This window comes from Fluviicola taffensis DSM 16823, from assembly GCF_943372375.1.
GTDB lineage: Bacteria > Bacteroidota > Bacteroidia > Flavobacteriales_D > Crocinitomicaceae > Fluviicola > Fluviicola taffensis_A.
Genome location: NZ_CALRYJ010000008.1, coordinates 139977 through 166080 on the forward strand (window position 1 = coordinate 139977; position 26104 = coordinate 166080).

General features: G+C 40.4%; 21 protein-coding genes. 8 read left to right on the forward strand and 13 right to left on the reverse strand.

From position 1 onward, the window contains the following. Positions 1-41: 41 nt before the first annotated feature. Positions 42-914, reverse strand: coding sequence for a DUF6438 domain-containing protein (locus AAG807_RS12645; protein WP_341904427.1), 873 nt, complete (start codon positions 912-914; stop codon positions 42-44). Between the two features lie 119 nt (positions 915-1033). On the opposite strand from AAG807_RS12645, the gene AAG807_RS12650 reads away from it, so the two are divergent. From AAG807_RS12650 to AAG807_RS12665, 4 genes are all read left to right on the forward strand, one after another. Continuing rightward, positions 1034-2008, forward strand: a complete 975-nt coding sequence (locus AAG807_RS12650; RefSeq protein WP_341904429.1) for a hypothetical protein — start codon at positions 1034-1036, stop codon at positions 2006-2008. Between the two features lie 11 nt (positions 2009-2019). Beyond that, positions 2020-2559, forward strand: a complete 540-nt coding sequence (locus tag AAG807_RS12655; protein WP_341904432.1) for a hypothetical protein — start codon at positions 2020-2022, stop codon at positions 2557-2559. Further along, entirely contained in the window at positions 2549-4879 is a 2331-nt protein-coding gene (locus AAG807_RS12660) for a S9 family peptidase (protein ID WP_341904434.1), read from the forward strand. The genes AAG807_RS12655 and AAG807_RS12660 overlap by 11 nt, the downstream gene beginning before the upstream one ends. Positions 4880-5051: 172 nt before the next feature. Continuing rightward, complete coding sequence (locus tag AAG807_RS12665; RefSeq protein ID WP_341904436.1) at positions 5052-5489, forward strand: GNAT family N-acetyltransferase; 438 nt, start codon at positions 5052-5054, stop codon at positions 5487-5489. A gap of 95 nt (positions 5490-5584) precedes the next feature. Here the strand turns inward: AAG807_RS12665 and AAG807_RS12670 are convergent, their stop codons facing one another. Further along, complete coding sequence (locus AAG807_RS12670; RefSeq protein WP_341904439.1) at positions 5585-8866, reverse strand: ATP-binding protein; 3282 nt, start codon at positions 8864-8866, stop codon at positions 5585-5587. A gap of 185 nt (positions 8867-9051) precedes the next feature. On the opposite strand from AAG807_RS12670, the gene AAG807_RS12675 reads away from it, so the two are divergent. Further along, positions 9052-11013 (forward strand): M1 family aminopeptidase, encoded by a 1962-nt coding sequence (locus AAG807_RS12675; protein WP_341904442.1) that lies wholly within the window; start codon positions 9052-9054, stop codon positions 11011-11013. A 216-nt stretch (positions 11014-11229) separates the two neighbouring features. Continuing rightward, positions 11230-11670, forward strand: coding sequence for a hypothetical protein (locus AAG807_RS12680; protein ID WP_341904445.1), 441 nt, complete (start codon positions 11230-11232; stop codon positions 11668-11670). A 76-nt stretch (positions 11671-11746) separates the two neighbouring features. On the opposite strand, the gene AAG807_RS12685 is transcribed toward AAG807_RS12680, so the two are convergent. From AAG807_RS12685 to AAG807_RS12735, 11 genes are all read right to left on the reverse strand, one after another. After that, entirely contained in the window at positions 11747-12757 is a 1011-nt protein-coding gene (locus tag AAG807_RS12685) for an NAD(P)/FAD-dependent oxidoreductase (protein ID WP_341904448.1), read from the reverse strand. A 106-nt stretch (positions 12758-12863) separates the two neighbouring features. Next, positions 12864-14105, reverse strand: a complete 1242-nt coding sequence (locus AAG807_RS12690) for a GTP-binding protein (RefSeq protein ID WP_341904450.1) — start codon at positions 14103-14105, stop codon at positions 12864-12866. A 93-nt stretch (positions 14106-14198) separates the two neighbouring features. After that, entirely contained in the window at positions 14199-15098 is a 900-nt protein-coding gene (gene cysD, locus AAG807_RS12695; RefSeq protein ID WP_341904453.1) for a sulfate adenylyltransferase subunit CysD, read from the reverse strand. A 139-nt stretch (positions 15099-15237) separates the two neighbouring features. Then, positions 15238-15924 carry a phosphoadenylyl-sulfate reductase gene (locus tag AAG807_RS12700; RefSeq protein ID WP_341904456.1) on the reverse strand — a complete coding sequence of 229 codons (687 nt, stop codon included), beginning with the start codon at positions 15922-15924 and terminating at the stop codon, positions 15238-15240. 6 nt (positions 15925-15930) lie between these two features. Next, positions 15931-17415: a TSUP family transporter gene (locus tag AAG807_RS12705; RefSeq protein ID WP_341904457.1), complete on the reverse strand. Its 1485-nt coding sequence runs from the start codon at positions 17413-17415 to the stop codon at positions 15931-15933. Next, positions 17412-18185, reverse strand: a complete 774-nt coding sequence (gene cobA / locus AAG807_RS12710) for a uroporphyrinogen-III C-methyltransferase (protein ID WP_341904459.1) — start codon at positions 18183-18185, stop codon at positions 17412-17414. Before cobA ends, AAG807_RS12705 begins: the two co-directional genes overlap by 4 nt. Continuing rightward, on the reverse strand, positions 18175-20286 hold the full coding sequence (locus AAG807_RS12715; protein ID WP_341904462.1) for a HEPN domain-containing protein: 2112 nt from the start codon (positions 20284-20286) through the stop codon (positions 18175-18177). Before AAG807_RS12715 ends, cobA begins: the two co-directional genes overlap by 11 nt. Before the next feature lie 2 nt (positions 20287-20288). Next, positions 20289-21161 (reverse strand): aldo/keto reductase, encoded by an 873-nt coding sequence (locus AAG807_RS12720; protein ID WP_341904467.1) that lies wholly within the window; start codon positions 21159-21161, stop codon positions 20289-20291. Between the two features lie 268 nt (positions 21162-21429). Further along, a complete protein-coding gene (locus tag AAG807_RS12725) occupies positions 21430-21885 on the reverse strand; it encodes an Rrf2 family transcriptional regulator (protein WP_341904470.1) in 456 nt (151 codons plus the stop codon). Positions 21886-21900: 15 nt separating this feature from the next. Next, positions 21901-22560, reverse strand: coding sequence for a DUF2490 domain-containing protein (locus AAG807_RS12730; RefSeq protein ID WP_341904473.1), 660 nt, complete (start codon positions 22558-22560; stop codon positions 21901-21903). Between the two features lie 62 nt (positions 22561-22622). After that, positions 22623-23396, reverse strand: a complete 774-nt coding sequence (locus AAG807_RS12735) for a M15 family metallopeptidase (protein ID WP_341904475.1) — start codon at positions 23394-23396, stop codon at positions 22623-22625. Positions 23397-23471: 75 nt separating this feature from the next. Between AAG807_RS12735 and AAG807_RS12740 the strand changes: the two genes are divergently transcribed. Both AAG807_RS12740 and AAG807_RS12745 read left to right on the forward strand, forming a co-directional pair. After that, positions 23472-24671 carry a pyridoxal phosphate-dependent aminotransferase gene (locus AAG807_RS12740; protein WP_341904478.1) on the forward strand — a complete coding sequence of 400 codons (1200 nt, stop codon included), beginning with the start codon at positions 23472-23474 and terminating at the stop codon, positions 24669-24671. After that, positions 24672-25952 (forward strand): hemolysin family protein, encoded by a 1281-nt coding sequence (locus AAG807_RS12745; protein ID WP_341904481.1) that lies wholly within the window; start codon positions 24672-24674, stop codon positions 25950-25952. Positions 25953-26104 lie beyond the last annotated feature (152 nt).

Genomic DNA, 26104 nt, shown 5'->3' on the forward strand with positions numbered 1-26104 from the left:
CAATGCTGTCGGAAAACAGCCAATCTTTCATAGTTTTCAAATCAATTAGTCGCTGGCATTTCCAATAAAGGAGTAATTTCCCGTTCATCTTTGATATATTGCCTAAATCTATATTCTTCCATTGTTTTACGGAATTTAAAATCTTCATAATTTGAAAAGATATACCTGAATACAGCCCTTAGTTCGCGAGGTTCTTTATAAGTTCCGTATACTCTTGTTTTATAAAACTTGTCTTTTGTTTCGAAAATAAAATTCACTGTTTGATGATCTGTCCAATTTGCTGCATATTCAGTTTTGAGCGATTTGAAATCAATGTACCTTAATTTATCAACCAAAAGCTTATAGAACCACTTATCACTTTTAGCCTTGTATTTGCCTTCTTTCTTTACAAATAACTTTCCCTCGTAGAGTATTTTTCCCGATTTATTAATTTGAAATATAAAACTTGGACAGGTTCCAAAGCAACCTGAACTCAAAAAAGTAACAGATTGCCAATCGAATTTATTTTGGTGTTTTTGCTTCTGAAATTTCAAAGTGTCTATTCCAGCATCTTTACAATACTCTTTCAAATTTTGGCTTAAAGGATCTAAATACAATCTTTCATTGTCAATTCTGCAAAGTTTGAACTTCACACGATTTCCGATTAAAGTGCTGGCAGAGCTAATTTTTATTTCTAAGACCGAGTCTTTTATCTTATATCGATTTGAATTACTTTGATCGTAAGCAATATGACAAATGTTATCGTTAAAATATAATGTAAAGTGTTTCATTCCCTCTTCAACTGAATCACTTAAAAGCCATAGACCTTGCAACTCCTGTTTTATCTGAAAAGGGCTTTTTATTTTAACCGAATTATTACACGAAATAAAAACACTAACTAGTAAAATGAATAAGAGATAATTATAACCTTTCATAAATTCAGAATTGTTTTCAGTTAAGTTTATCTAAACTAATACATTTTCCACTAAACAATGAATTTAATCGAATTCCAAGACATTGTTTATATTTGGTTTTCGATATCAATTCACAGTTCATGTCCAGTACTTTTCACAAGCATCCGATCATTTTTTACAACGTAGAAAATCTCTTTGACACTTTTGATGACAAATCATTGCTAGGAAATGAAGAGTTCACCATGGAAGGAAGCAAACTGTGGGATAATGAAAGGTACCAAATGAAACTGAACCGTTTGGCAGAGGCTTTGTTACTGGTTAATGGTTCCACTCCGCTTATTTTTGGAATGGCTGAAATTGAAAACCGGAAAGTGGTCGAGGATTTGATCAAAACGGATCTTTTGGCGCATCGGAATTATCAGATCGTTCATTATAATTCGGAAGACAGACGCGGAGTGGATTGTGCTTTCGTCTACGATGCCGGATTTATTGAGGCGGATCTGGAAATGAAACTGATCATTGAGGTTGACGATGAGCCTTATTTCAGGACCCGCGATATCATTTACGTGAAAGCGAAACTTGCAGATGAACACATTGTTCATTTCTTCGTGAATCACTGGCCATCCAGAAGAGAAGGAATCTCCGAATCGGAAAGCCGAAGAAAGTTTGCTGCGGCAACGCTTAGAAGAAAAATCGATGAGATCTTAAACTCCGATAAGGAAGCAAATATCATTGTGATGGGCGATTTCAACGACACTCCGGAGAACTTCAGTATTCGCACTATTCTGCGCGCGAAAGGTCAGCACGAGCAAACGCCCGGAGATCTGATCAACCTGTTGATTGAAGAACAGAAACAAGGCCACGGAACTACTGTTCATCAGCGGGAATGGGACGTATTTGATCAACTCATTGTCTCTCAGGGATTGCTGCAAGGACAATCCGGACTGGAAATCAATGAGCACAACGCATTTATCGCCCGAAATAAAGAACTCATCTTTACTTATCCTGATGGTGGGCAAAAGCCAAGTGCTACTTACGGTGGAGACACTTATCATGGCGGTTATTCCGATCATTTGCCCGTATTCCTCAATCTCAAAGAGAAAAACGGAAATTGATTTGCGACAATATGGATCAGGCAAAAACAGTTCTAATCGATTTCAAATCTTCCCGAAATTTTAAGGAGATTGTCCCATTATTAGTGAAAGATGAAGCTTTGAGAGCTGCCATTTTTAAAGAGATCGCCTGTGAAGAATATCCCTATCCCGAATACGCTTCCTGGATCGCAGTCCATTTCTTCGAAAAACATTCGGAACTGATGACAAAAAGCCAGTTCGACTTGATGGTATCGGTTTTGCTCCGGACAAAAAATCATTCGCTGCAACGCAATCTTTCTAATGCATTGGTTTACTCCCCTTTTGATTGTTCGGAGAATGGAGAATTGCTGGATCTCCTGATCGATTTTCTCCATCAATCGGAAGCACTTCCGGCACTGAAATACCATGCGCTTCGTATGATTGAAAAACACTTTTTACCGGCATATCCTGAATTGATGCGGGAACTGAAAACCCTTTTCGAGGTTATTTCAAACCATCCCAAAAAATCCATGCAGGCAATGGCCCGGAACTTTGAAAAAAAATACCGTAAACATCCTTATTATGAGCAATAGACCATTTTTCACTCTCCTTTCATTTGTGTTTTTCACCTGTTCACTCTTTTCGCAAACCATTCGCCTGGAAGAAATCATGAAAGGAGAAGAATTCGTTGGATTTTCCCCTCAGGATATTCAATGGAGCATAGACAATGAATCCGTCACTTTTGATTGGAACCCGACCGGCGAATTGGGAAGAAGCTTGTATGCTTACAAATTGAAACAAAAACAGATACAGAAAGTTGGATTTCTTGAAAACAGACCCATTTCGTCTCCAACTTTAACCAATCACTCTCAAATATTTAATAATCATTACTTTAATCAGGATGGCGAGTTGGTTAGATACAATCAGAAAACCAAGGAACTTGTTGTCATTTATTCACGTAATGAACCTATCGGGGAAATCTTCCGGGTTAAGAATCCTTCGTTCATCTATTTCACCATTCAGTCCAATGTTTTCTGTTATGATGAAACAGTTGGAAGCATTGTCCAGATCACCAATTTCGTCCAGGGAAATCAAGTAGTCGAAAAAACCGATACGAGTTTTTTGCATGAACAACAGCGCGAATTGTTTTCATTCATCAAACTTCAGGACGATAAGAAAAAGTGGAATGAAAAACAGCCGCAAAGGAAAACTCCGGTTGGAATCTATTATTCCCAAAACGAATACGTCAGCAAATACAGTATCAGTTCTGACGGAAGATACATTTCCTTTGTCCTGACAATGGATTCGGATGAACCGACTACCAATTACGAGTCTTACATTACAAGTGACGGATTTACTCATCACCGACAAGCCAGACCGAAAGTGAACGACAAAGAACCAAGCACACGGATGGGAATTTTCGACAGTGTGGAAGACACCGTTTATTTTGTAGATGCCTCTTCGTTGAAAGACATTCGCAAAATGCCGGTCTATCTCTCCGAATATGGGATAAGCGGTTCTTATTTTAAGGATCGGGATGTTTGTTTTCACCAAGCAATTATGAATCCAGATGAAAGCAAAGCCCTGGTGGATGTTCGTTCTTTCGATAACAAAGACCGCTGGATCTGTCTGGTTGATCTGGCAACCGGGAAATTGACTGAGCTGGAGAATCAACACGATGAAGCCTGGATCGGTGGCCCCGGAATTTCAGAATGGAACGAAGAAGAAGGGACATTGGCATGGATCAATTCTTCTGATTTCATCTTCCAGAGTGAAGAAAGTGGTTATTCTCATTTGTATTCCATGAATGCAACTAATCGCTCTAAGAAGGCATTAACCGATGGAAAATGGGAAGTCCGCGATCCGTTTCTCTCCCATGATAAAAAGACCGTTTATTTCATTGCAAACAAAATTCATCCCGGGGTTCGGAACGGTTATAAATTGGATCTTGCTTCCAAACAGATCACTCCCCTTTTTGAAGGCAATTTCGGAATCGAATGGACTTTATCTCCGGATGAAAAAACCTGGGCAATCCGCTACTCAACAACAACTCATCCATGGGAATTGTGTATTGTTCCCAATGCCCCAAATCAGAAGTTAGTTCCGGTGACGAAAAGCACACTTCCTGCATTTGACAAATTGACACTTCAAACTCCCGAAATTATTCAAATTCCTTCCTCAGATGGAAAAATCATTTACTCGAGGAAATACACCCCGTCAAAACCAAATGGAGCAGCTGTTCTTTTTGTTCATGGAGCCGGTTATTTGCAAAACGCACATTATTTCTGGAGTTATTACCAACGTGAGATGCTGTTTCATCAATTATTGATTGAAAAAGGATATACGGTTCTCGATTTGGATTACCGGGCAAGTGAAGGCTACGGAAGAGATTGGAGAACGGACATTTACAGGGATATGGGAAATCGCGATTTACAGGATTATGTAGATGCCAAAAATTACCTGGTCAAAAATCAAGCTATTGATTCTTCACGAGTTGGAATGTATGGTGGAAGTTACGGTGGTTTCATTACCCTGATGGCACTTTTAAAAACTCCGAACACCTTCAATTGCGGTGCTGCCTTGCGTTCCGTAACAGATTGGGCTCATTACAATCACGAGTATACCAGCAACATCCTGAATTATCCATCAACTGATCCAAAGGCCTATCACAGAAGCAGTCCGATCTATTTTGCGGAAAACCTGAATAAGCCACTATTGATGCTTCATGGAATGGTGGATGACAATGTTCAGTTTCAGGATATTGTCCGTTTGAACCAGCGCTTCATTGAATTGGGAAAAACCAATTTTCAGTTGAGTATCTTCCCGACAGAAGCTCATGGCTTCACTTTCACTCCGGCATGGATCGATGAATACCGGAGGATTTTGGAGTTGTTTGAAACGAATTTGAAGTAGAATGAGTAAAAGCATGAGCTAGAACCTCGCACCAACTAAAGGGAAGCACACAAAGAATTTTTTAACCGCAAAGGCGCTAAGAACGCCAAGATAAATGGGTTAAAAACTTTGCGCTCTTTTACTCTTTGCGGTGATCTGAAAAAAAAAATAAAACTTTGCCTTAAATTGAATCATGGAAGTTCGTGAATTAAAAACCATAGAGGAAATGCTACCTCATCTTGCTGTTCTGCAGGAACTGTACCCAAAACTTCAGGCAGAAAGCTATCGAAACATGCTGGAACAGATGCTTCCGAATAATTACGCACAGGTTGGAGTATTTATTGAAGATAAATGCGTTGCAATCAGCGGATATTGGTTGGGAACAAAATTATGGTGTGGTCCCTATCTGGAATTGGACAATGTGATTGTTTGCGAGGAAGCACGGGGAACAGGAGCCGGTAAACTGATTCAACACTACCTGGAAGAAAAGGCGCAACAACTCCATTGCAGCATCATGGTATTGGACGCCTATTCAAACAACTTCAAAGCTCATCGGTTCTATTACAATCAGGGCTATGCTCCACGAGGATTTCATTTTATCAAGATTCTGGATGAAGGCGGATTGACCTGAAATTAATTATTTAGTGCCTTCGACTACGCTCAGTCACCTAAAAAAACAAGTGAAAAGGTCATTGAGCGTAGTCGAAATGCCTTTTCAATTATTACTCAGTTCGACTCCAGTCGTTTCATCTGATCCCGGATAATTTTCCCGCAAGTCTGAATCTGATTCACGATTTCTGAAACCAATTCCTTGATTTCCTTTTTACTGAGCTGGGTCTCTTTTTCCAATTGCAACAACAACTTGGAAGTTTCATTCATTCCAAACAATCGGGCAGGACTCAAGATCTGATGTGCCTGTTTCCGCAGTTCACCCCAGTTCTCATCTTCAAAAAAATGAATCAGGTCGATTGAATATTGTGGCATCATTTCAAGGTAAGCCCCATACATTTCCAACAAATATTCCACATCCCCTTCTGCACGTTCTTCCAGGATTGAAAGATCCAAGAGCTCAACTTGCACCACTTCTTCCTCTTGATTTTTCGGTTCTGTAAGCAGTGTATTGTTTTGATATCCCCACTTCACCAATAGTTGATAGAGTTTTTCAGGATTGAATGGTTTGGAAATATAGTCGTTCATTCCTGCTTCGATAAACTTATTCTGGTCTCCTACCATGGCAGAGGCTGTAATGGCAATGATGGGAACTGAACTGACCGGTTCTGCAAACTTGGAACGAATGAATCTCGTGGCTTCCATCCCGTCCATTCGCGGCATGTAATAATCCATCAGAATCACATCGAATGTCTTATCCTTCAAGATAGCGATGGCATCGATCGCATTGCTGACACAAACAACATCCACATTCCACTTATTCAGGTCGTATTGGATCACTCTTTGATTAATCGAATTATCCTCCACCAAAAGGACACGCAAACCATCCAGATTCTTCACCAGTACAATGTCTTCCCGGCTTACATTCTTGGTCTCGACATGTTTATTGTGAAGTTCAAAATCCAATTCAAATGAAAGAGAAGTTCCTTGTCCTTCCTTGCTTAACAAATGAATCTCTCCTCCCATTGCTTCCACCAACGATTTGGCAATTCCTAAGCCTAATCCTGTTCCGGAAGCAGTTCGTGTGCGGTGATCCTCCAACTGGGTGAAATTTTCAAACACAAAATCCTGCTTTTGGATTGGAATTCCGATTCCGGTATCCTTTATTTCAAAGTGAATCCGCTCCAATCCATTTCGGTTATTAATCGACTTGACTTTCAGCGTAATGCTCCCTTCAATCGTGAACTTGATCGAATTTCCGACAATATTCAATAAAATCTGATTTAAGCGAACCGGATCTCCAACAACATAATCCGGTAAGTTCTCATTAAAATCCTGTTTGAACTTCAGTCCCTTCTCCTCTATGCGATAAGAAATGGAACTTACAAAAGTTGTCAGTAAATCCGATAAAGAGAAACGCACATACTCAAACGACATCTTACCGGCACGAATCTTCGAAACATCCAATAAATCATTGACAACATGCAGCAATCCATTTGCCGAAACTCCTAAGGTATGTACAATTTCCTGTTGTGTCCTGGATAGGTTCTCATCATTCAATTGCCTTGTCAATCCGATAATACCATTCATAGGTGTCCGAATCTCGTGACTGACGTTTGCCAAAAACAATTCCTGCGTTTTCAATGCATTTTCCGCTTTTCTCTTTTCACGGATCGCTAATTCCCGAGCTTCTAACAAATCGGTAATGTCCGTATCTACATAAACGAGGAATTTCAATTCACCGTGCTCATCAAAAACCGGAGTCAAAGAGGTTTGAATGTATTTTTGCTCTTGATTTTTCAATTCTTTAAATGCCTGAAAAACGACCGATTCCTTGGTTTCAACTGCCTGGTCGATAAATGCAGAAATCTCGGCTCTGGTCAAACCGACTATTTCATAGATGCTATCCCCTTTTTGTGTAAAAAAATCCGCTGTGGTACTCCATCCATATAGGCGCACAAATCCTTCATTCACCCATGAAATTGTTCCATTCGGATTCGTGATTGTGATTCCATTATTGGTATTGCTCGCCACAATCGAAAGACGTTCCAACTCCCTGTTTTTAGATAAGATCAATCTATTGGAAGAAACGCGGTCTTTGTATCTGAAGTAAATGAATATCAATAATGCTGCTAATAGGGCAATACTCCCAATCAACAAATTCCGGATAACCACCTGATTTTCATTGTTGTCATTCTGAAGCCGCTTGTTTCTGTTCAGGATTGCAATTTCCTCATTCTTTTTATTCAGGTCATATAGAAACTGAAGCCGGACAAGCTCCTTCGCATTTTCATCCGTACTGAATTCTTCAAACTCCTGATTGTATCTCAATCTATATTCGTAGGCAGCCTTATAATTCCCTTTCAAACTTTCCAACTCGGAATAAAACTCAAAAAAGAACTTGTATTCAGATAAAAATTGAAACCGCTTGATATACCTTTCATACTCCTTCAGAAGTTTTTCAGCTTCATTTAGTTTTCCATTATCCAAATAATACCGAATCAAAAGCCGGCAATTCGCGTAAATATAGTCCGGAGCTCTTTCTTTCACATAGATTGCACGTGCAAAATCCATGTATTTTTTTAAACTGTCTATCTGACCTTCCAATCCATAAGCTTCACCATAATTGGAAAACCCAACTGCGTAACCCATGCTGTCATTCAAACTCAAAGAACCCTTGATACAATTTAGAGCATATTTTCTACTTGTCTCCAAATCCGAAGCATTTTTCCGGACCTGATAATAGATCAGATACAAGTTCGATAGATTGTTATTGCATTTCAGAATGAGGTGGTTGAGTTTTTTTGTTTTTGCCTCCAATAAGATCGATTTGTAAACTTTCTTTGCCTCATCCAAATACCAACTATTCTTTTTTTCAAACCCATAATCGGTTAAGCAATGTCCGACATAGGTTTTACTTTCCAAAAAACTTGACAAATCTTTTCCCTTTTTGAAAGCATCCATAGCTGCTTCGAAGTGACTGCGGGCCTTTAACAGTACATTCAGCTCTTTAAAAATCCAACCGATGAGAAACTGTGCTTCACCAATGTGGGAGTAATTAGTTGACTTTTCAGCCAACTCTAATGCCTGATAAGCTGTGTTCACAGCGAATTTATAATCGCCCCTTTGCATATGAGCAGCACTCAGATCCATTAAAATCCGGTGTCTTAACTTTTCGTCTTTTGCAGTTTCCGGAAGAAGGTTCGCAATCTTTAAAATCCGAATACTTTCCCTGATATCAGAAGTTTCTAAATCTCTTGATATCTTAAGGAGCTTCTCTGCCGACATTTTCGAATAATCAACTGAATCGGCAAAAGTCCAGGATGTAAAAAGCAGTAAAACCGGCAAAATCAAGAAAGACTTCTTACAAACACACTTCATAAAGAAACGTTTATTCATCAATTTGAAAAACAGGTATTTACCGCGAAATTAGGGAATATTTTGCAGCTTTTCCTCCAATCGGGTCATAAATGGGTGAACGGTGCCTTATACTAAATGAATCAGGCATTTGGCTACTTGTTTTCACAATTTCAATTCATTAGTGCCAACTATTCATTAAATTCGGAAATCAATAAAATAAAACTATGAAAAACAATATTCTCCTCTCTCTACTTTTCCTCCCACTTTTTAATTTTGCACAAGATTCCCATGGTTCTTGTTCTTCCGTAAAGCGATTCAAAAATTCCATGGCAAAAAGTAACACTTTTACAGTGGCGCAAATTGCTCAGACTGAACGCTATGATGTGCATTATTACTTTTTGAATCTGAACATGACCAATACCACGACAACCTTGTCCGGTTCGGCAGAAATTCATGCAAAAGCACGCGTAAATCTGGATACTGCCTTGGTTGAGTTCTTCAATACGTTTGTAATTTCTTCCATTGAGGTGGATGGAACTCCTGTCACTTATGCACGTCAGAATAGCGCACTAAAAATTCCCGTAAACAAGTTACAAGGTGAAAACTTTGTGATTCATGTCAATTACAGCGGAACTCCTCCAACCGCAGCTACCAATCCGTTAGGTGGAGGTGGAATGACCAATGCGAGTTCTCCTTCCTGGGGAAATCAGGTGACCTGGTCTTTATCCGAATCGTTTGCCGCCTATGAATGGTTTCCTGCAAAACAATCCCTGAAAGACAAGGCCGACAGTTGTGCTGTATGGATTACGGTTCCTACCAATTGTAAAGCGGGTTCCAATGGTGTTCTTCAGCAAGTGGTTGATCTTGGGAATGGGACGCATCGTTTTGAGTGGAAACACAAACATCCGATTGATTATTATCTGATTTCCGTAGCAGTTGCCAAGTACGTCGAATACAATGTAACTGCAAATCCGGCTGGCTCTGGTCCTGTCCTCATTCAAAACTTCATTTATGACAATCCGGCAACGTTGCCAAACTTCCAAAATGACATCGATGAAACGGTAGACTTTTTAGAGTTATATGCAGATTTATTCGGTCCTTATCCATTTGCAGATGAAAAATACGGTCATTGCATGGCTCCAATTTCAGGAGGAATGGAACATCAGACCATGACCACCCAGGGATTCTTCAATCCAACGCTCACCTGTCACGAATTGGCTCATCAATGGTTTGGTGACCATGCCACCTGTTCTTCCTGGGCAGATATTTGGGTAAATGAAGGATTTGCCTCTTATGCCGAATACATCATGCTGGAGAATTTGTATCCCGGAGATCAGCTCCAGGATATGCTGGACAGACATGACAACATTATGCAACAGCAAGGTGGATCCGTTTGGGTATTGGATTCATTAAATGACGGAAGTATTTTTTCCAGCAGATTGGTTTACGACAAAGGTGCCGCAATCGTGCATACTTTGCGTTTCCTTATTGGCGATGATCAGGTGTTTTACGACGCTTTGAAACAATACCAAATTCAGTATGCCGACTCTGTAGCTTCCGGCGTAGAATTGATCGCTGTTGTGGAAAATGAAAGTGGTAAAGATTTTTCCAACTTTACGGAGGAATGGTATTTTGGTGAAGGATATCCGACTTATTCTGTTCGTTGGAATACCGTTGGAAATGATCTGTTATTGGAAATCAATCAGACTACTTCCAAACCAACCGTCACTCCCTTATTCACAAATGATCTGGAGTTGTTGTTTGACAGAAGTACTTCCGCTGATACAACAATTCGTTTCCAAATTACAGGAACTCAGAATCAGTTCATCATTTCGAATGCTGCTGACTATATCAACATTACCAAAATCGATCCGAACAACTGGATTTGTAACAAATCGAATGGCATTGTGAAAGACATTAATTTCACTGCCGGAATTGAAGACAATCCAAACAAGGCTCGTATTTCAGTATTTCCAAATCCGTCCAATGGACCTGTTACTATTGAAATGGGAACAGCCGGAGATTACAGCCTTCTATTGATGGATTCGAAAGGAAGTGTGATCACTTCAAATGAATTTAAGAACTCAACAACTCTAGACATGAAAACCCAGGCACAAGGAACCTATATCCTTCAGGTGGTTTCCAAATCTACAGGAGAGAAATTCAATAAGTTGATCAAGAGATAATCATCGATTAGCAAACAACTCTGAATCCCACCCGTTAGTAATGAGTGGGATTCTTTTTTGCGTTACATTTATTTAGATTGACTTTATTTAGCGTTTATTCTATCCTTAAACCTTTAATTTATTGTTATTTATATTTTACATGTAAAAATGATCCCTAATTTTACGGTACTAAAAAACAATCCTGACGATAAATATCAGGATCTAAATAAAAGATTCATGAAAAAAATAGCTTTATTACTATTAGTAGGTTTTGGAATTACTGCATTGGCAAATCAGGCAACTGCACAAAGCAAAATGCAAGACTGGGCAGAATTGAAAGAGTTTCACAAAGTAATGTCTCAAACATTCCACCCAAGTGAGGAAGGGAATTTGGAACCTATTAAAACAAGAATCGGTGAAATGGTGGAAAAAGCAAAAACGCTTCAAGCATCTAAATTTCCAACTGATTTTGATAACGAAAAAGTAAAGAAAGCGGTTGCTCAATTGGTTACTGACAGTGAAAAATTGCAAACAGCGATCAAAGGTGGGGCAAGTGATAAAAAAATCACCAAGTCTCTTTCCGGTTTACATGATGTTTTTCATCAAATCGTAGGTCTTTGTTCTGCAACTGAAGAGCACGATCATGATCATAAGGAAGGCGACGGTCATAGTCACTAAGCATATTCAAATAACTAAAAAATCCCCCGTACTTAACTGTCCGGGGGATTTTTGTTTTAAGTCGTTTTTCAAACTTCTAGAAACCATTTACTCCGTTCACGGTGGTATATTTCAGAATATTCTTTTTATCCGGATGGATGCGGGCGAAGGCGGACTGAACAGCCAAAGTTCCCTCATGAAAACCACACAGGATCAACTTCAATTTGTTTTCATAGGTATTGACATCGCCAATGGCATAAATTCCGGGAATGTTGGTGGAATAATCCAGCGTATTCACTTTGATGGCGTTTTTCTCGATCTCCAATCCCCAATCAGCAATCGGTCCCAAAGATGGTTTCAAGCCAAATAAAGGGATGAAATGATCTGCTTTTGTAATGATCTCTCCGTTTTTTGAATGACTGATCACGACCTCTTCCAAGGTTGTTCCCCCTTTCAAATCGGTCACTTCGGCTTCCGTGATCAAGGAAATCTTCCCTGACTCAGCCATATCAATCACTTTCTGAACCGAATCCAAATGTCCACGGAAAGAAGCACTCCGATGAACCAAAGTCACTTCCGAAGCAATGTTATTTTCAGCCAAATAGATCGACCAATCCAAAGCGGAATCCCCACCACCGGCGATCACACATTTCTTTCCTCTGAAAACTTCCGGATCCTTGATCATGTAATCAACTCCTTTTTCTTCAAAAGACTCAAGACTTTGAATCGGTGGTTTTCTCGGTTCGAAAACACCTAATCCACCAGCGATCATGACAATCGGTGCTTTGTGTTTTGTTCCTTTTACAGTAGAAACAATAAATGATTCGTCTGCCTGTTTTTCAATCGTAGTAGCTGCTTCTCCTAAGGTAAAACCAGGTTTAAAAGGAGCTGCCTGCTCCATCAGGTTATTCACCAGATCCCCAGCCAAAACAGAAGGAAACCCCGGAATATCATAGATCGGTTTTTTGGGATAGATTTCAGAACATTGTCCGCCAGGCTGTGGTAAGGAATCAATCAAATGACAACGCAACTTCAATAATCCCGCTTCAAATACGGTAAAAAGTCCAACCGGACCTGCTCCGATGATAATGATATCTGTTTCAATCATGATTTTTTAGTTCTAAATTGTTTCAAGGGGTGACTTCGACTACGCTCAGCCACCTTAGATTTTTTTATTTTACACCTGTGAGAAAGGTGATTGAGCAGAGTCGAAGTCAAATGACTCCTGCAGCCACTGTTTGATTTGTATTTTCATTGATCAGAATAAAAGCTCCGGTTTTCGGCAATTGTTTGAACGCGTCGAAACTTACTCCGTCTGCGGTTTTAATCGAAACCTTTGCTAATTCATTCAGGTGAAGACTCCCATCACTTTCCAAATCCTGGAAACTGTGGATATCTATCTTCGAATGAATCTCTTTGATCATTGCTTTTGTCCTAAAACTATTTTGTTGCAACAAAAACTTCTGCCCTGAATGGAATGCCGAACTATCCATCCAACAAATCGTTGCCTGTAAGATTTTCTCCGTTAGAGGAAGCGCATTTTTAGGAACGATGGTATTTCCGCGACTGATATCCAGATCATCTTCCAAATGCAGCACCACCGGTTGATTTTTCCCGGCAGTCCCCACTTCCTTCAAATTGGATTCTATTTTACTGATCCGGGTTTGTGCTCCGGAAGGTAAGATCGTCACCTCATCTCCCACCTGAAAATTTCCGCTCAAAACACTTCCTGCATAACCTCTGTAATCATGCAATGCTTCTGTTTGCGGACGAATGACGTATTGGACCTGGAAGCGTGCTTCCTCATTCAGATTTCCTTCACCTATTGCTATTGTTTCCAAATACTCCAATAAAGGCAATCCCTTATACCAGTCCAGTTTTTCAGAACGATGAACCACGTTGTCGCCTGCCAATGCAGAAGTTGGAATGAAATCGACCTTATTCAAGCCGATCAGTTCTGAAAACGTCCGGTATTCTGAAACGATCTCATTGAAACGTTCTTCACTATAAGACACCAAATCCATTTTGTTGATACACAACAATACCTGCGGAATTCCAAGCGTTGCAGAAATGATACTGTGTCGTTTGGTTTGATCCGTAATTCCATTTCGTGCATCCACCAGGATAATTGCCAGCTGGGCAGTTGAAGCTCCGGTGAACATATTCCGGGTGTACTGAGCATGTCCGGGAGTATCTGCAATGATAAATTTTCGGTTATCCGTTGAAAAATACTTATAAGCCACATCGATGGTAATTCCCTGTTCGCGTTCTGCACGTAATCCATCGGTAAGCAGTGCCAAATCGATTGTCGTATTCTCGCCCGTTGTCTTACTCTGACGGGTAAGTGTCTCTATGATATCGGTAGAAATCGATTCACTGTCGTAAAGCAAACGCCCGATCAAGGTGCTCTTTCCGTCGTCTACATTTCCTGCCGTAAAAAATCGTAATAAATCCATTTTGTCTAATTATAAATTATTAATTGCATCCTCCCCCTTAGTCCCCCTCCGAAGGGGGAAACCTAATCCTCTTTCAACATTGCTAATTAATAATTAAAAATACCCTCCTTTTTTTCTATCCTCCATTGCAGCCTCCGAGATTCGGTCATCCATTCGGGTTGCTCCTCTTTCTGAAATCTTCGCATCTGAAATTTCTGCAATGATATCATCAACGGTGTAAGCTTCACTTTCGACTGCAGCTGTGCATGTCATATCTCCGACCGTTCGGTACCGCACTTTCTTAGTTACAACCTGATCTGTCTCATCCAAGTTCAAAAACTCATTGTTCGCCATCAACTGACCATGTTCTGTCACAACGCACTCACGTTCATGCGTAAAATAAATTTCCGGCAATTGAATGTTTTCGCGTTTGATGTAATTCCACACATCCAATTCCGTCCAATTACTGATTGGAAAAACCCGCACATTTTCGCCCTTATCGATTCTACCGTTGTAAATACTCCACAATTCAGGGCGTTGCAACTTCGGATCCCATTGTCCGAATTCATCCCTAACGGAAAACACACGCTCTTTTGCTCTTGCCTTTTCTTCATCTCTTCTCGCTCCGCCTATGCAGGCATCGAATTCGAATTCCTCAATGACATCCAGCAAGGTATATGTCTGCAAAGCATTTCTACTTGGAAACTTTCCTTTGGCATCCTGCAATTTGTTTTTAGCAATCGTATCTTCCACATTGCGGACAATCAGTTGCTCCCCTAATTCTTTTGCCAAAGCATCCCGAAAATCAAGTGCTTCCCGAAAATTATGTCCTGTATCCACATGAACCAATGGAAAAGGGAATTTCCCGGGTCTGAATGCTTTCAGCGCCAAATGTACCAAGCAAATACTATCTTTTCCTCCTGAGAACAATAAAGCCGGACGGTCAAACTGACCTGCAACTTCTCTCAGGATATAAATAGCTTCCGCCTCTAATTCATCTAAATAATCTTTCATTTTTTTTTTAATTATTTATTATTCCTCCCCCTTTGAAGGGGGATCGAGGGGGATGGCACTTGGAGATTTGCCACCCCTCTTAGTCTCCCCTCTGCGCCTAGGCTGAAGCTTTAGCGCAAGCATAAGGGGAGAAAATAGTTTAACTATGCAAACCACATTCTTTTTTGGAATTATCTTCCCACCACCATCTTCCGGCACGAAAGGATTCTCCTTCCCGAATAGCTCGTGTGCAGGGTTGACATCCCAAACTTACAAATCCTTTATCCTGCAAAACATTATACGGGATATTGTATTGTTTAATATACGCTTTCACTTCCTCCAAACTCCAATTCGCCAATGGATTGATCTTCACTATCCGGCGTTGTTCATCCCACTCAACCAGTTCCAAACCAGCTCTGTTTTCAGAATGGTCGGCACGCAATCCTGTGATCCAAATATCTACATCCTTCAAAGCGCGATTCAATGGTTCCACCTTTCGAATGAAACAACATTCCTTGCGGTTTTCCAATGATTCATAAAAGCTAAGCGGGCCTTTCTCCGTCAGTAAGTTTTCCACTGCCCGAGACTGAGGAAAATAGACCTCCAATTCCTTTTGATAACGCTGACGGGTGGATTCGATCACACTATATGTTTCCGGAAACAAACGTCCTGTATCCAATGTAAATACGCGAATCGGCAAGTCCTGTGAATAGATTGCATGAGTAAGGACCTGGTCTTCCCAACTCAAACTGGAGGAAAAAGCCACCCGGAATCCTTCCAGAGAAGCGATTTGAGTTAAGTAATCTTCCAGATCCGTATAGGTTATTTCCTTTATTTTCTCAATCATTCTTTCTTAAAATAACACCGTTAAAAAATTGCGTAAACTCACTATTACGACTACAATCCCAACAAACAACATCATTGCCTTGATATTCAACCTGGACGCCAAATAAGCAGCAATTGGTGCCGCACAAACTCCTCCCAAAACCAATCCTAAGATCGGTTGCCATACATTATTGTTACCAAGCAAAGTAAAGAAGGTAAAAGAACTCGCCAAAGAAACGAAAAACTCCGCTAAATTAACTGATCCGACAATCATTCTTGGGTGTTTTCCACGCGCAATCAAAGTGGAAGAAACGACCGGTCCCCATCCTCCACCTCCGATTGAATCCAAAAAACCGCCCAAAAGTCCAAGCCATCCAACTTTCGTTACTTTTTTACGTGTTTGTTTCTTACGAAGCACCTTGTATATGATCAATCCGCCTAAAAACAAAGTATACCCGCTTACAATCGGTTTAATGATGTCATTATACGACTCAAATTCCGACAATACATAAGCTCCTACAATCGCTCCCAAAACCCCTGGAATCAGAATCGATCTGAACAACCGGTTATTCACATTCCCGAAGCGCAAATGCATGATTCCTGAAACTCCGCTGGTGAAAATTTCAGAAGCATGGACAGACATACTTGAAATTGCAGGTGAAATTCCAAAAGACAGTAAAAAGGTTGTTGCACTTACGCCGTAAGCCATTCCCAATGCACCGTCAATCATCTGAGCTACAAATCCCGCCAAAATGAAGTAAGCAAAATCAATAGTCAAAGAATCTATCATCCCTGAGGCCGAATTCCAAATACTATCCAAAGGAATCAAGGTAAAGAGCAAATGTCCCGTTAAAAGAATCCCGATTACCCCAAAGAAATAAGCGGCCAATTTCCATGGAGAAAAGAAATACCACGGTCTTTTCGGATTCACAAGCAAACTCGCGGTTGCCTTGTTGAGTTTCTTTATCTTATCAGTGAAATCTCCTTTGAGATACTCCCGAAACCGGTTCAGATGCACAGCAGAATCATCCAGTTCAGCAGGCAAATTCTCATCGAACAATTCCTTGAGCCTTTTTGCTAAAGTCGGAGATTTTCCATTGGTGGAAATTCCAATTTTCACATTTCCTTTTTTGACGACCGATCCCAAATAAAAATCACACAGTTCCGGTTTATCTGCTGCATTGTACAAGATTCCTGCATCATTACTGATTGTCTTCAAAGAAGCGGACAATTCCACATCATTCAGGGCAGTGATCACCAATTGCTTCCCTTTCACATCTTGCTCCTCAAAAGCACGATTTTCCAAATAAACCTGTTCGTGTCTTTCAGCAAAATCAATAAACGATTCGCTAAACTCCAGCGCTACAACAGATACTGTAGTATGTGGTGAGTTGGTCAACAAGGCCTTTAGTTTTTCCAATGCCACTTCACCTCCACCAACCAGTAAAACCTGTAACTCATTGGTCTTCAGGAAAACCGGAAATAATTCATTTTGCTCTGCTACTTCCCTCATGAAATACAACAACTACTAGATTCCGAAAAAACTTTCTCATGGTAATTACCAGCCAGCGAAACCACCTCACCGATAACAATCACTCCCGGACCTGAAACGGAAACTTGTTCATTTTGTTCGATAATGGTGTCAATTGTTCCAAAAACTTCCTGCTGTGTCTCCAACGATCCGTTGTAAACTAAGGAAACCGGTGTTTGTCCTTTATTTGCCGTTTGATACAACTCCACAATTTTCGGAAGTTGGGTGATTCCCATCAGAATGATGACCGTGGCATTCAATTCCGTTGCTTTCTTTAATTCCGGATTCAATGCCCCATCCGCTAAAGTCGCCGAAAGAACCAGAAAGGAATTGCTGATTCCCCTGTGTGTTACCGGAATTTCAGCCAAAGCAGGTACCGAAATTGAACTGGAAATACCGGGAATCACTTCTGTTGGAATGCGATGTTGTCTTGCAAACAGAATTTCCTCCATACCTCTTCCGAACACAAAGGAATCACCGCCTTTCAGACGAACCACATGCCCGAATTCATTCGCAGAATCCACCATCAACTGATTGATCTGTTCCTGTTCATAAGCTTTGAATCCTTTTCTCTTACCAACGAAAATCTTTCTTGCCGTTGGAGCATAAGTCAGTAATTCCTCATTTACCAAGGCATCATAAAGTACAACATTTGCTTTTTTCAAGCGATTCAGTCCTTTTACGGAAATCAGTTCGACGTCACCAGGTCCCGCTCCGACTAACGAAATCTGTGGGTGTTCCTTAGTACTCATTTTTCACTTTCAATTTGGTTATCAATTCTTCTATTTCATTCAAATAGTCTTTCGCAAAGGCTTCCGAAGCTTTTTCCTTGTTAATTCTCAATACGAAATCGCTAAACAGGTTTGAGTCGGAATAACCGAAATCAGCTCCCAGATGAGTATCAAAATCTGTCAGAATTCCGTGTTGTGAATTGCATCTGATTCCCTTTTCAATCAATTTTGCTTTTGCCGAGTGCACTGCTGCTGCATAGCCATAATAAACCGCATCAGCATACCGGTTTTCTTTCCATGCTTCCTGAGCTGAAAGAAGCTTCTCTTCTGCATCAAAAAACAAGGTACCCACCAGGTCGATAATCACTCCGGCACATTCTCCAACTCCAATTGCTGTTGCGAAGCGTTCATTTTGTCCCCAATCCAGGTATTCTTCTGTTTTCACCTCGTCCAAATCCGTCAATGGTTTCAGCAGGTTATAGAAATAAGTATTTCCCTGTTTATCGTAATAGGAATTGAACTCTTCCTCATTCTCATAAAACCGGAGGTAATCATCCAAAATTGCTTGAACCACCTTCAGGATACGCTTGCTGGGTACTTTGATCACTTTCTCAGCAATCCTTCCGGTTCCTGCTCCGGCCTGTCCTCCTCCCAACAATACTTGCAAAGCTGGAAGCGTTCCTTCCTTTGTCTTGATGGAACTACCGTGAAAACCGATGTGAGCCAAACCGTGCTGACCACAGGAATTCATACATCCGCTGATCTTGATCCGGATTCCGGTTTCTTCAATGAGTTTCGGATAATTGGTACGAATAAACGATTCCAGTTCCAAAGCCACATTCGTACTGTTTGAAATTCCCAGATTACACGTATCTGTTCCGGGACAAGCCGTAATATCTGTCAAACCTCCGTACCCTGATTCAATCAGATTCAATTGCTCCAATTGCGAATAAATGACTGATAACTGTTCGGATTTCACTCCTCTTATCTGGATATTCTGATTAATCGTAAAACGCAATTCGGGAAGATTCAAACTATCCAGCAAATAAGCCAAAGAACGCGCCTGATCGGTGTAAAAATCGCCCAAAGGCACTTTCACATAAACAGCCAAATAGCCCGATTGTTTTTGTGGAAATACATTCGTTCGGATCCATTGGTTGTAGACCGGATCGTTTGTAAACAAATCATCTTGTTCAACCGGAGCCAATTCTTCGTATTCAAATTCAGTGAGTTGTTTAACCTGATCTCTATTCCAATCGAATTGGACAGCTTTCTTTTCTTTACCTACTAATTCTAAAAAACTTTCCAAACCGATTTTAGAGATCAGATATTTCATCCTTGCCTTATTGCGGCTATTTCGTTCACCATAGCGGTCAAAAATGCGAATAGAGGCTTCAATAAACGGAATAATCTCCTCTTCCGGAAGAAACTCGTACGCCACATGTGCCAGAAAAGGTTGAGCTCCTAATCCACCACCAATCAATACTTTAAAACCTTTTACTTCTGAATTATCCTGAAGCTCGATTCGTGGAATAAAGCCAAAATCATGGATAAAAGTAAACGCATCGTCCCGATCATCGGAACTAAAGGCAATTTTGATTTTTCGACCCAATTCCTGGCCAAATGGTTTCCGCAAAAAGTACTGGAAAACCTGTTCAGCATACGGAGTCACATCAAATAATTCATCCGGATTGATTCCCGCATTATCACTTGCCGTGACATTTCGAACCGTATTTCCGCAAGCTTCGCGCAAAGTCACATCGTTTTTTTCCAGATCTGCCCACAATTGTGGAGTTCTATCCAGGGAAACATGATGAATCTGAATATCCTGTCGGGTCGTAATGTGTAACCTTCCGGTGCTGTATTCATCGCTGACCTGGGCGATTCTGCGCAATTGATTGGAACTTACTTTTCCATACGGAAGCTTAATCCGGATCATCTGAACACCCAACTGCCGCTGACCATAAACTCCGCGAGCCAATCTCAACGAACGAAATTTATCTTCCGGAATTTTTCCATCCTTGAATGCGGCAATTTTATCTCCCAATTCAAGAATATCCTTTTTCACCAGCAGTTTTTTTGCTTCCACCTGAAGCTCATACTCTATTCTAAAGCTTTCCATGATTATTTGGTGGCATTATAAAGAAAGTACCAATCCTCCTGAGTCAATTCGAAGGTATGAGCCGTTGCCGCATTTTGAATTCTTCGTTTTTCCTTGCTTCCGATGATTGGCAAAGCACCCAGTTTATTCAACCAGGCAACAGCTATCTGCTCCACATTGGCTTCATACTTCTTTCCAATTTCGATTAAAGCCAAACGCAATTTGACTGCCTGGGCATCTTCACCCAATAAAATCCGACCATCCGCCAGCGGAGAGAAAGCCAGCGCACGGCTATGCTGCTCCCGGATAAAATCGTATCTCCCGTCGTGTAAAGCCTCTGTTTGCAGCAGATTCAATTCCAGGTGATTGGTAATGATCGGTTGTGAAAGTGAGGATGAAAGCAAACGTTGCTGAAAAACATTGAAATTCGAAACTCCGATGTACGAAATTTTTCCACTTCGTTGCAATTTCAATAGTGCTGAAGCTGTCTGCTCGAAATTCGACAGAAAATCAAAGTTTTCCAGGATAAGGATATCAATTTTATCCCGTTTCAATCGACTCAAGGATTGTTCGACACTTTTGGTGATGTGTTGTGAGCTTAAATCGTAATAAATTCCACTTCCGTAAGCACCTGAGTATTCTCTTCTCCCTACTTTGGTGGAAAGAATCAATTCGGATTGATTGATTGCTCCTGACTCAATCAATTTCCCGAACTGGGTTTCCAATTGCCCTCCGCTTGAACTCAGGTCGTAGGTATCAATTCCTAATTCCCTTGTGAACAGGACAATTTCTTCAAACTTTTTTGAATCCGCAAGATCCTCTTCCGTCCATCTCCAAAAACCGTAAACTGCAGCTGAAACTCTTGGACCGTATTCGTTGATATATACTTTTTTCATTTTTATTTCTCTTGATAACACTAAAAAACCCTTCTATCGACAAGCGAAAGAAGGGTCATAACTCATTGTTAATTTATAACTATTCCTTCCGCATTCCCATTCGGGACATACAGCACATCTGCATTTGAAGCATGAAGTTTCTTTGAATCATCTTTCGTTTTTTTTGATAGTGCAAAGTAAGTGGCTACATTTAAAAGGTGCAAGTAAAAGTGAAATTATTTTCCATTACTCCTATCGGATAAATAGGAGTTAAAATAAAAAAAAGCTCCTATTTACGTTTACTTTCAGCTTTTCTAAACAACTTCTTCTCCCGTAAAATTAAATCAGCCAAACTTGTTTTAGACAAAATATGAATGCTTGCCTCGCGCACTTCCAACATCACATCATGCAGTCCGCATAATTCTTCATGCGGGCATTCCGTACACTCTTCATAGAAATTCAAACTCACACAAGGCAATAAAGCGATCGGTCCGCCGGTGACCCGGATAATGTTGCTCAACACAATTTCATCCGGGTGTTTCACCAGGAAATATCCGCCATTTGCTCCCATCTTACTTCCCACCATTCCACCATTCCGCAGTTGCAAAAGTATCGCCTCCAGGAATTTTCGGGGAATATTTTCTTCTTCTGCTATGGTAGCAATGGACAAGTGCTTTTTATCACGATAGACTTTCGCCAAGCACTTCAAAGCCTGAATGGCATATTTGGATCTCTTTGGTATCATAAAACAAATATACCACTATTTTAATAGGAGTTCGTAGAGTCCTGAAATCTGTACAATATGAATATTTCTAATTCCCCCACTCTCATTGTTTTGATAAATATACCCAGCTCCTATTTTCCAATTCTCAGAAACTTTTTGTTGGATTGAAATCCCGCCTCTCCATTCCCATGGCTTCAAATTTCCACAGATATAGAACCATTCACTGAGATAAACTAATTTTGTATTGAATTCAGAAATCAGCGAGTGTGAAAAAAGCACTTGGAGTCGCATGCGATTCTGATCCTTAGTCGATCCATCAAAAAAGCGAAACTCATTCCTGAATCTTAGTTGAAACTGTTTGTTTTTCAATGGAAAAAGTTGGGTAACTTGTAAAAAGGGTCTTATTTCGGTTTCCAATCCCCTTGGACCTTTTCTTTCATGAATAAAGCTTGCTATTCCACCCCCAAAACCGGTTCTTTTTGAATTGGCTTGATAACTCCATGTATATCGAAAAAGACTTTGTCTATGATTATTTAAGAATGAGTCTTGCCTTCTGTGTCCTAATTCCACCACATGGAGATGTCTTTTAAAGTCCAAACGAAACTGTGAGAGCAACCAGGTGTTTGTTGTGTATTTATCCTGACCAAAACAAACAACACAATAAAGGAATAAATTCCCCATGAGTATCATTTTCATGGGACAAATCTAATAAGAGATTTTAATAATCTACTTATTCTATAGAATTTAATAGTTATAAATTATTCCTCAAGCTCTCTTGTTACGAGTTGATATTTCGCTTTCACAACCGGTCTTGGAAATGCATTGAAATGCCACCACTCTGTTGGGATATTCGAGAACCCTTGACTTTTCAAGGTTCGTCGAAGCAATTTCCGGTTATCAATCTGTTCCCGGGTGATTTCTCCCGTTGCCAAAAATTCTGATTCCAGGGAAGGATAAGCTATCTTCCGGATATCGTCATACCCCGCCCCCATATCCAAAGGCTTTTTATTCGAATTGCAAATGGTCACATCTACTGCTGCTCCATAATTATGTACACTTCCGCTTCGGGGGTTACTAACAAATTTCCCTCTTTCAAAAGCCGGAATCGTGTCCAATGCATTCCACATTTCCCATTGAACACTCAATGGTCTCAAACCATCATAAACCAATAAATGGTAATTCGAATTTCTTCCCGTCAAATATTCCTGGGATTTGGCCAATCTTCTTGCCACGTCAATTTGAACATAGACTTTTTGAAGGGTATCATACAAAACACGGTGCATGAAGTTATCGGCGGTCGCATATTTCAATTCCCACCAGATATTTGTATTGAAATGATCTACACTTACCAAAGTATCCCCATGATGAAGGAGGAATTTCTCTGTTGAAACTTCCGCTTTAGGGTCTTTTTCCCCTTCAATTTCCATTTCCTGAGAAAGTTCCACCGCTTTCTTTGAATTTTCTGATTCAACAGATTCCGAGCAAGCGCCTATCAATAATCCACTTAGAAGTAAAATAGCTGTGTTTTTCATCTGGTAAAAATCAGGATTTTTATGTATATGTCAACATTTCCTGTACTTTTGTTGTCCTCAAAATAAAGTAAAGAAATGCCGAAAATTGCCCAAAAAGCCATTGACATGCCAGCTTCACCAATTCGAAAGTTGGTTCCTTATGCTGAAAAAGCTAAAAAAGCCGGGAAAACCGTATACCACTTGAACATCGGTCAACCGGATATTGAAACACCACAAGTAGCTTTAGATGCTATTCGTAATTTTGATCATAAAGTAATTGAATACAGTCATTCTGCAGGATTTGAATCTTACCGGACGAAATTGGCTGAAACATATAGAAAAGGTGGTCTTCCGGTTAATATGGAAGACATCATTATCACAACCGGTGGATCTGAAGCTTTGATTTTCGGGTTTATGACAACTTGTAACCCTGGAGACGAGGTAATTATTCCTGAACCGTTTTACGCAAACTACAATGGGTTTGCTGTCATGGCCGGATTAACAGTTGTTCCGGTGACTTCAAGCATTGAAACGGGATTCGCATTGCCTCCGGTTTCTGAAATCGAAGCAAAAATCACCTCCAAGACAAAAGCGATTGTCATCTGTAATCCAGGAAATCCAACGGGTTATTTATATAGCAAAAACGAATTGGAACAATTGCGTGACATTGTTAAGAAACATGACTTGTTCTTGTTCGCTGACGAAGTATACCGCGAGTTCTGTTATGATGGAGCACAACCTTTCTCCGTTTTGAACCTGGAAGGAATCGAGAACAATGTAATCATGATCGATTCAGTTTCCAAACGTTACTCCATGTGTGGAGCTCGTATTGGAGCATTGGTTACTAAAAACAAAGAAGTAATGGCTGCTGCATTGAAATTCGGTCAGGCAAGACTTTCTCCTCCTACTGTTGATCAGGTTGCTTCTGAAGCCGCTTTGAATACTCCACAATCCTATTTCGACAATGTTGTTTCCGAATACGTTCAGCGACGCAACATCATGGTAGATGGATTAAACAGCATTCCCGGAGTATTTTGTCCGAAACCAAGCGGTGCTTTCTATTGCGTGGCTAAATTCCCGGTAGACAATGCTGAAAAATTCTGCCAATGGTTATTGGAAGATTTCGAATTTGAAGGACAGACAGTCATGATGGCTCCTGCAAACGGTTTCTATTCTACGCCAGGTGCCGGAATGCAGGAAGCACGCATTGCTTATGTACTAAATCAGGATTCTTTGAAAAAAGCAGTTGTTTGTTTGGAAAAAGCTTTGGAAATTTATCCTGGAACAATAAGATAAATGGAACTACTCATAATCCTCTTTTTAATCATCCTCAATGGGGTTTTCTCCATGGCTGAAATCGCTACGGTTTCTGCCAGAAAATCCAAATTGGATGCCGCCGCAAAAAGAGGTGACAAAAGTGCCAAGCTGGTTATTGAAACCCTGAACGCACCCAATAAATTTCTTTCCACGGTACAGATCGGTATTACACTGATCGGAATCCTGACGGGTATCTTCTCGGGTGAAAAGATGACCTCGGACATTGAGGGTTTTTACCATAGTTTTGCTGTCACACGTATTTACGCTCATTTTTTAGCCGTAACTACCGTTGTTGTCATTATCACTTTCTTCTCATTGGTATTGGGTGAATTGGTTCCGAAACGGATCGGTCTTACCAACCCGGAAGGAATTGCCAAAACAATGGCACGACCGATGTTGATTATTTCAAAGATCACCGCACCTTTCGTCTGGTTATTAACCATCACTTCGGATTTATTGCTGAAGATTTTGCGGATCAAGCAATCTTCCGACGGAAAAGTGACTGAAGAAGAAATCAAGGCAATTATCCAGGAAGGAACTGAAGGTGGTGAAGTTCAGGAAATTGAGCAGGATATCGTGGAGCGCGTTTTCCATTTGGGAGACCGCAATATCAGTTCCTTGATGACGCACCGGAATGATGTGATTTTCATCGACATTCATGATACAAAAGAGGAAGTTCGTGAGCAAGTTGAAAAAGAAATGCACTCGGTATATCCGATTTTTGACGAAGAACGTGAACAAGTTTTAGGGGTTGTATTGCTGAAAGATTTGTTTAGAACCATTAATCATGATGATTTTGAATTGAAGAAACTCATGCTGAAACCTCAATTTTTAATGGAAAACATTTCCGCTTATGAGGCTTTGGTTCATTTTAAAGAGTCTAAAACTCACTATGGTATCATCACAGATGAATTCGGTCAAACGCAAGGAATTGTAACCTTAAACGACCTCTTACAAGCACTTGTTGGTGATTTCAATGACTTTTACGCAGAAGAATTTGAGTTTATGCAACGGGAAGATGGATCGTGGTTAATCGACGGTCAATATCCCATCGCCGAGTTCTTCCGCCAGTTCGGATTGGAGGATAATTCTTCGGAACTGAACTTTACAACCATTGGTGGATTGGTCTTGAACGAATCCAGAAGTGTACCTTCTACCGGACAGAAGTTTCATTGGCTGAACTTTGAGATTGAAGTCGTGGATATGGATGGTGCGCGCATTGATAAGCTGATTATTAAAGAAATTGAAGTGGAAGATTAAATCAATCTTCTAAACTCATCGTTACTTTTTATAAATCCCGCATTTCTTAGAAGTGTAAAGGGAAATATACACAAAACAATGTTGTAGGAATGCAACGGATCGCATGTCGCTAAAAGCTTTAGTGATGGCAAAACTCTCGGCGGCAACCGGGA

Coding starts and splice junctions, on each gene's coding strand:
- AAG807_RS12745 (WP_341904481.1), top strand. CDS start 24,672: ATGGAACTACTCATAATCCTCTTTTTAATCATCCTCAATGGGGTTTTC.
- cysD (WP_341904453.1), bottom strand. CDS start 15,098: ATGAAAGATTATTTAGATGAATTAGAGGCGGAAGCTATTTATATCCTG.
- AAG807_RS12700 (WP_341904456.1), bottom strand. CDS start 15,924: ATGATTGAGAAAATAAAGGAAATAACCTATACGGATCTGGAAGATTAC.
- AAG807_RS12650 (WP_341904429.1), top strand. CDS start 1,034: ATGTCCAGTACTTTTCACAAGCATCCGATCATTTTTTACAACGTAGAA.
- AAG807_RS12690 (WP_341904450.1), bottom strand. CDS start 14,105: ATGGATTTATTACGATTTTTTACGGCAGGAAATGTAGACGACGGAAAG.
- AAG807_RS12715 (WP_341904462.1), bottom strand. CDS start 20,286: ATGGAAAGCTTTAGAATAGAGTATGAGCTTCAGGTGGAAGCAAAAAAA.
- AAG807_RS12665 (WP_341904436.1), top strand. CDS start 5,052: ATGGAAGTTCGTGAATTAAAAACCATAGAGGAAATGCTACCTCATCTT.
- AAG807_RS12660 (WP_341904434.1), top strand. CDS start 2,549: ATGAGCAATAGACCATTTTTCACTCTCCTTTCATTTGTGTTTTTCACC.
- AAG807_RS12675 (WP_341904442.1), top strand. CDS start 9,052: ATGAAAAACAATATTCTCCTCTCTCTACTTTTCCTCCCACTTTTTAAT.
- AAG807_RS12735 (WP_341904475.1), bottom strand. CDS start 23,396: ATGAAAAACACAGCTATTTTACTTCTAAGTGGATTATTGATAGGCGCT.
- AAG807_RS12705 (WP_341904457.1), bottom strand. CDS start 17,415: ATGAGGGAAGTAGCAGAGCAAAATGAATTATTTCCGGTTTTCCTGAAG.
- AAG807_RS12670 (WP_341904439.1), bottom strand. CDS start 8,866: ATGAATAAACGTTTCTTTATGAAGTGTGTTTGTAAGAAGTCTTTCTTG.
- AAG807_RS12720 (WP_341904467.1), bottom strand. CDS start 21,161: ATGAAAAAAGTATATATCAACGAATACGGTCCAAGAGTTTCAGCTGCA.
- AAG807_RS12725 (WP_341904470.1), bottom strand. CDS start 21,885: ATGATACCAAAGAGATCCAAATATGCCATTCAGGCTTTGAAGTGCTTG.
- AAG807_RS12645 (WP_341904427.1), bottom strand. CDS start 914: ATGAAAGGTTATAATTATCTCTTATTCATTTTACTAGTTAGTGTTTTT.
- AAG807_RS12740 (WP_341904478.1), top strand. CDS start 23,472: ATGCCGAAAATTGCCCAAAAAGCCATTGACATGCCAGCTTCACCAATT.
- AAG807_RS12655 (WP_341904432.1), top strand. CDS start 2,020: ATGGATCAGGCAAAAACAGTTCTAATCGATTTCAAATCTTCCCGAAAT.
- AAG807_RS12730 (WP_341904473.1), bottom strand. CDS start 22,560: ATGAAAATGATACTCATGGGGAATTTATTCCTTTATTGTGTTGTTTGT.
- cobA (WP_341904459.1), bottom strand. CDS start 18,185: ATGAGTACTAAGGAACACCCACAGATTTCGTTAGTCGGAGCGGGACCT.
- AAG807_RS12680 (WP_341904445.1), top strand. CDS start 11,230: ATGAAAAAAATAGCTTTATTACTATTAGTAGGTTTTGGAATTACTGCA.
- AAG807_RS12685 (WP_341904448.1), bottom strand. CDS start 12,757: ATGATTGAAACAGATATCATTATCATCGGAGCAGGTCCGGTTGGACTT.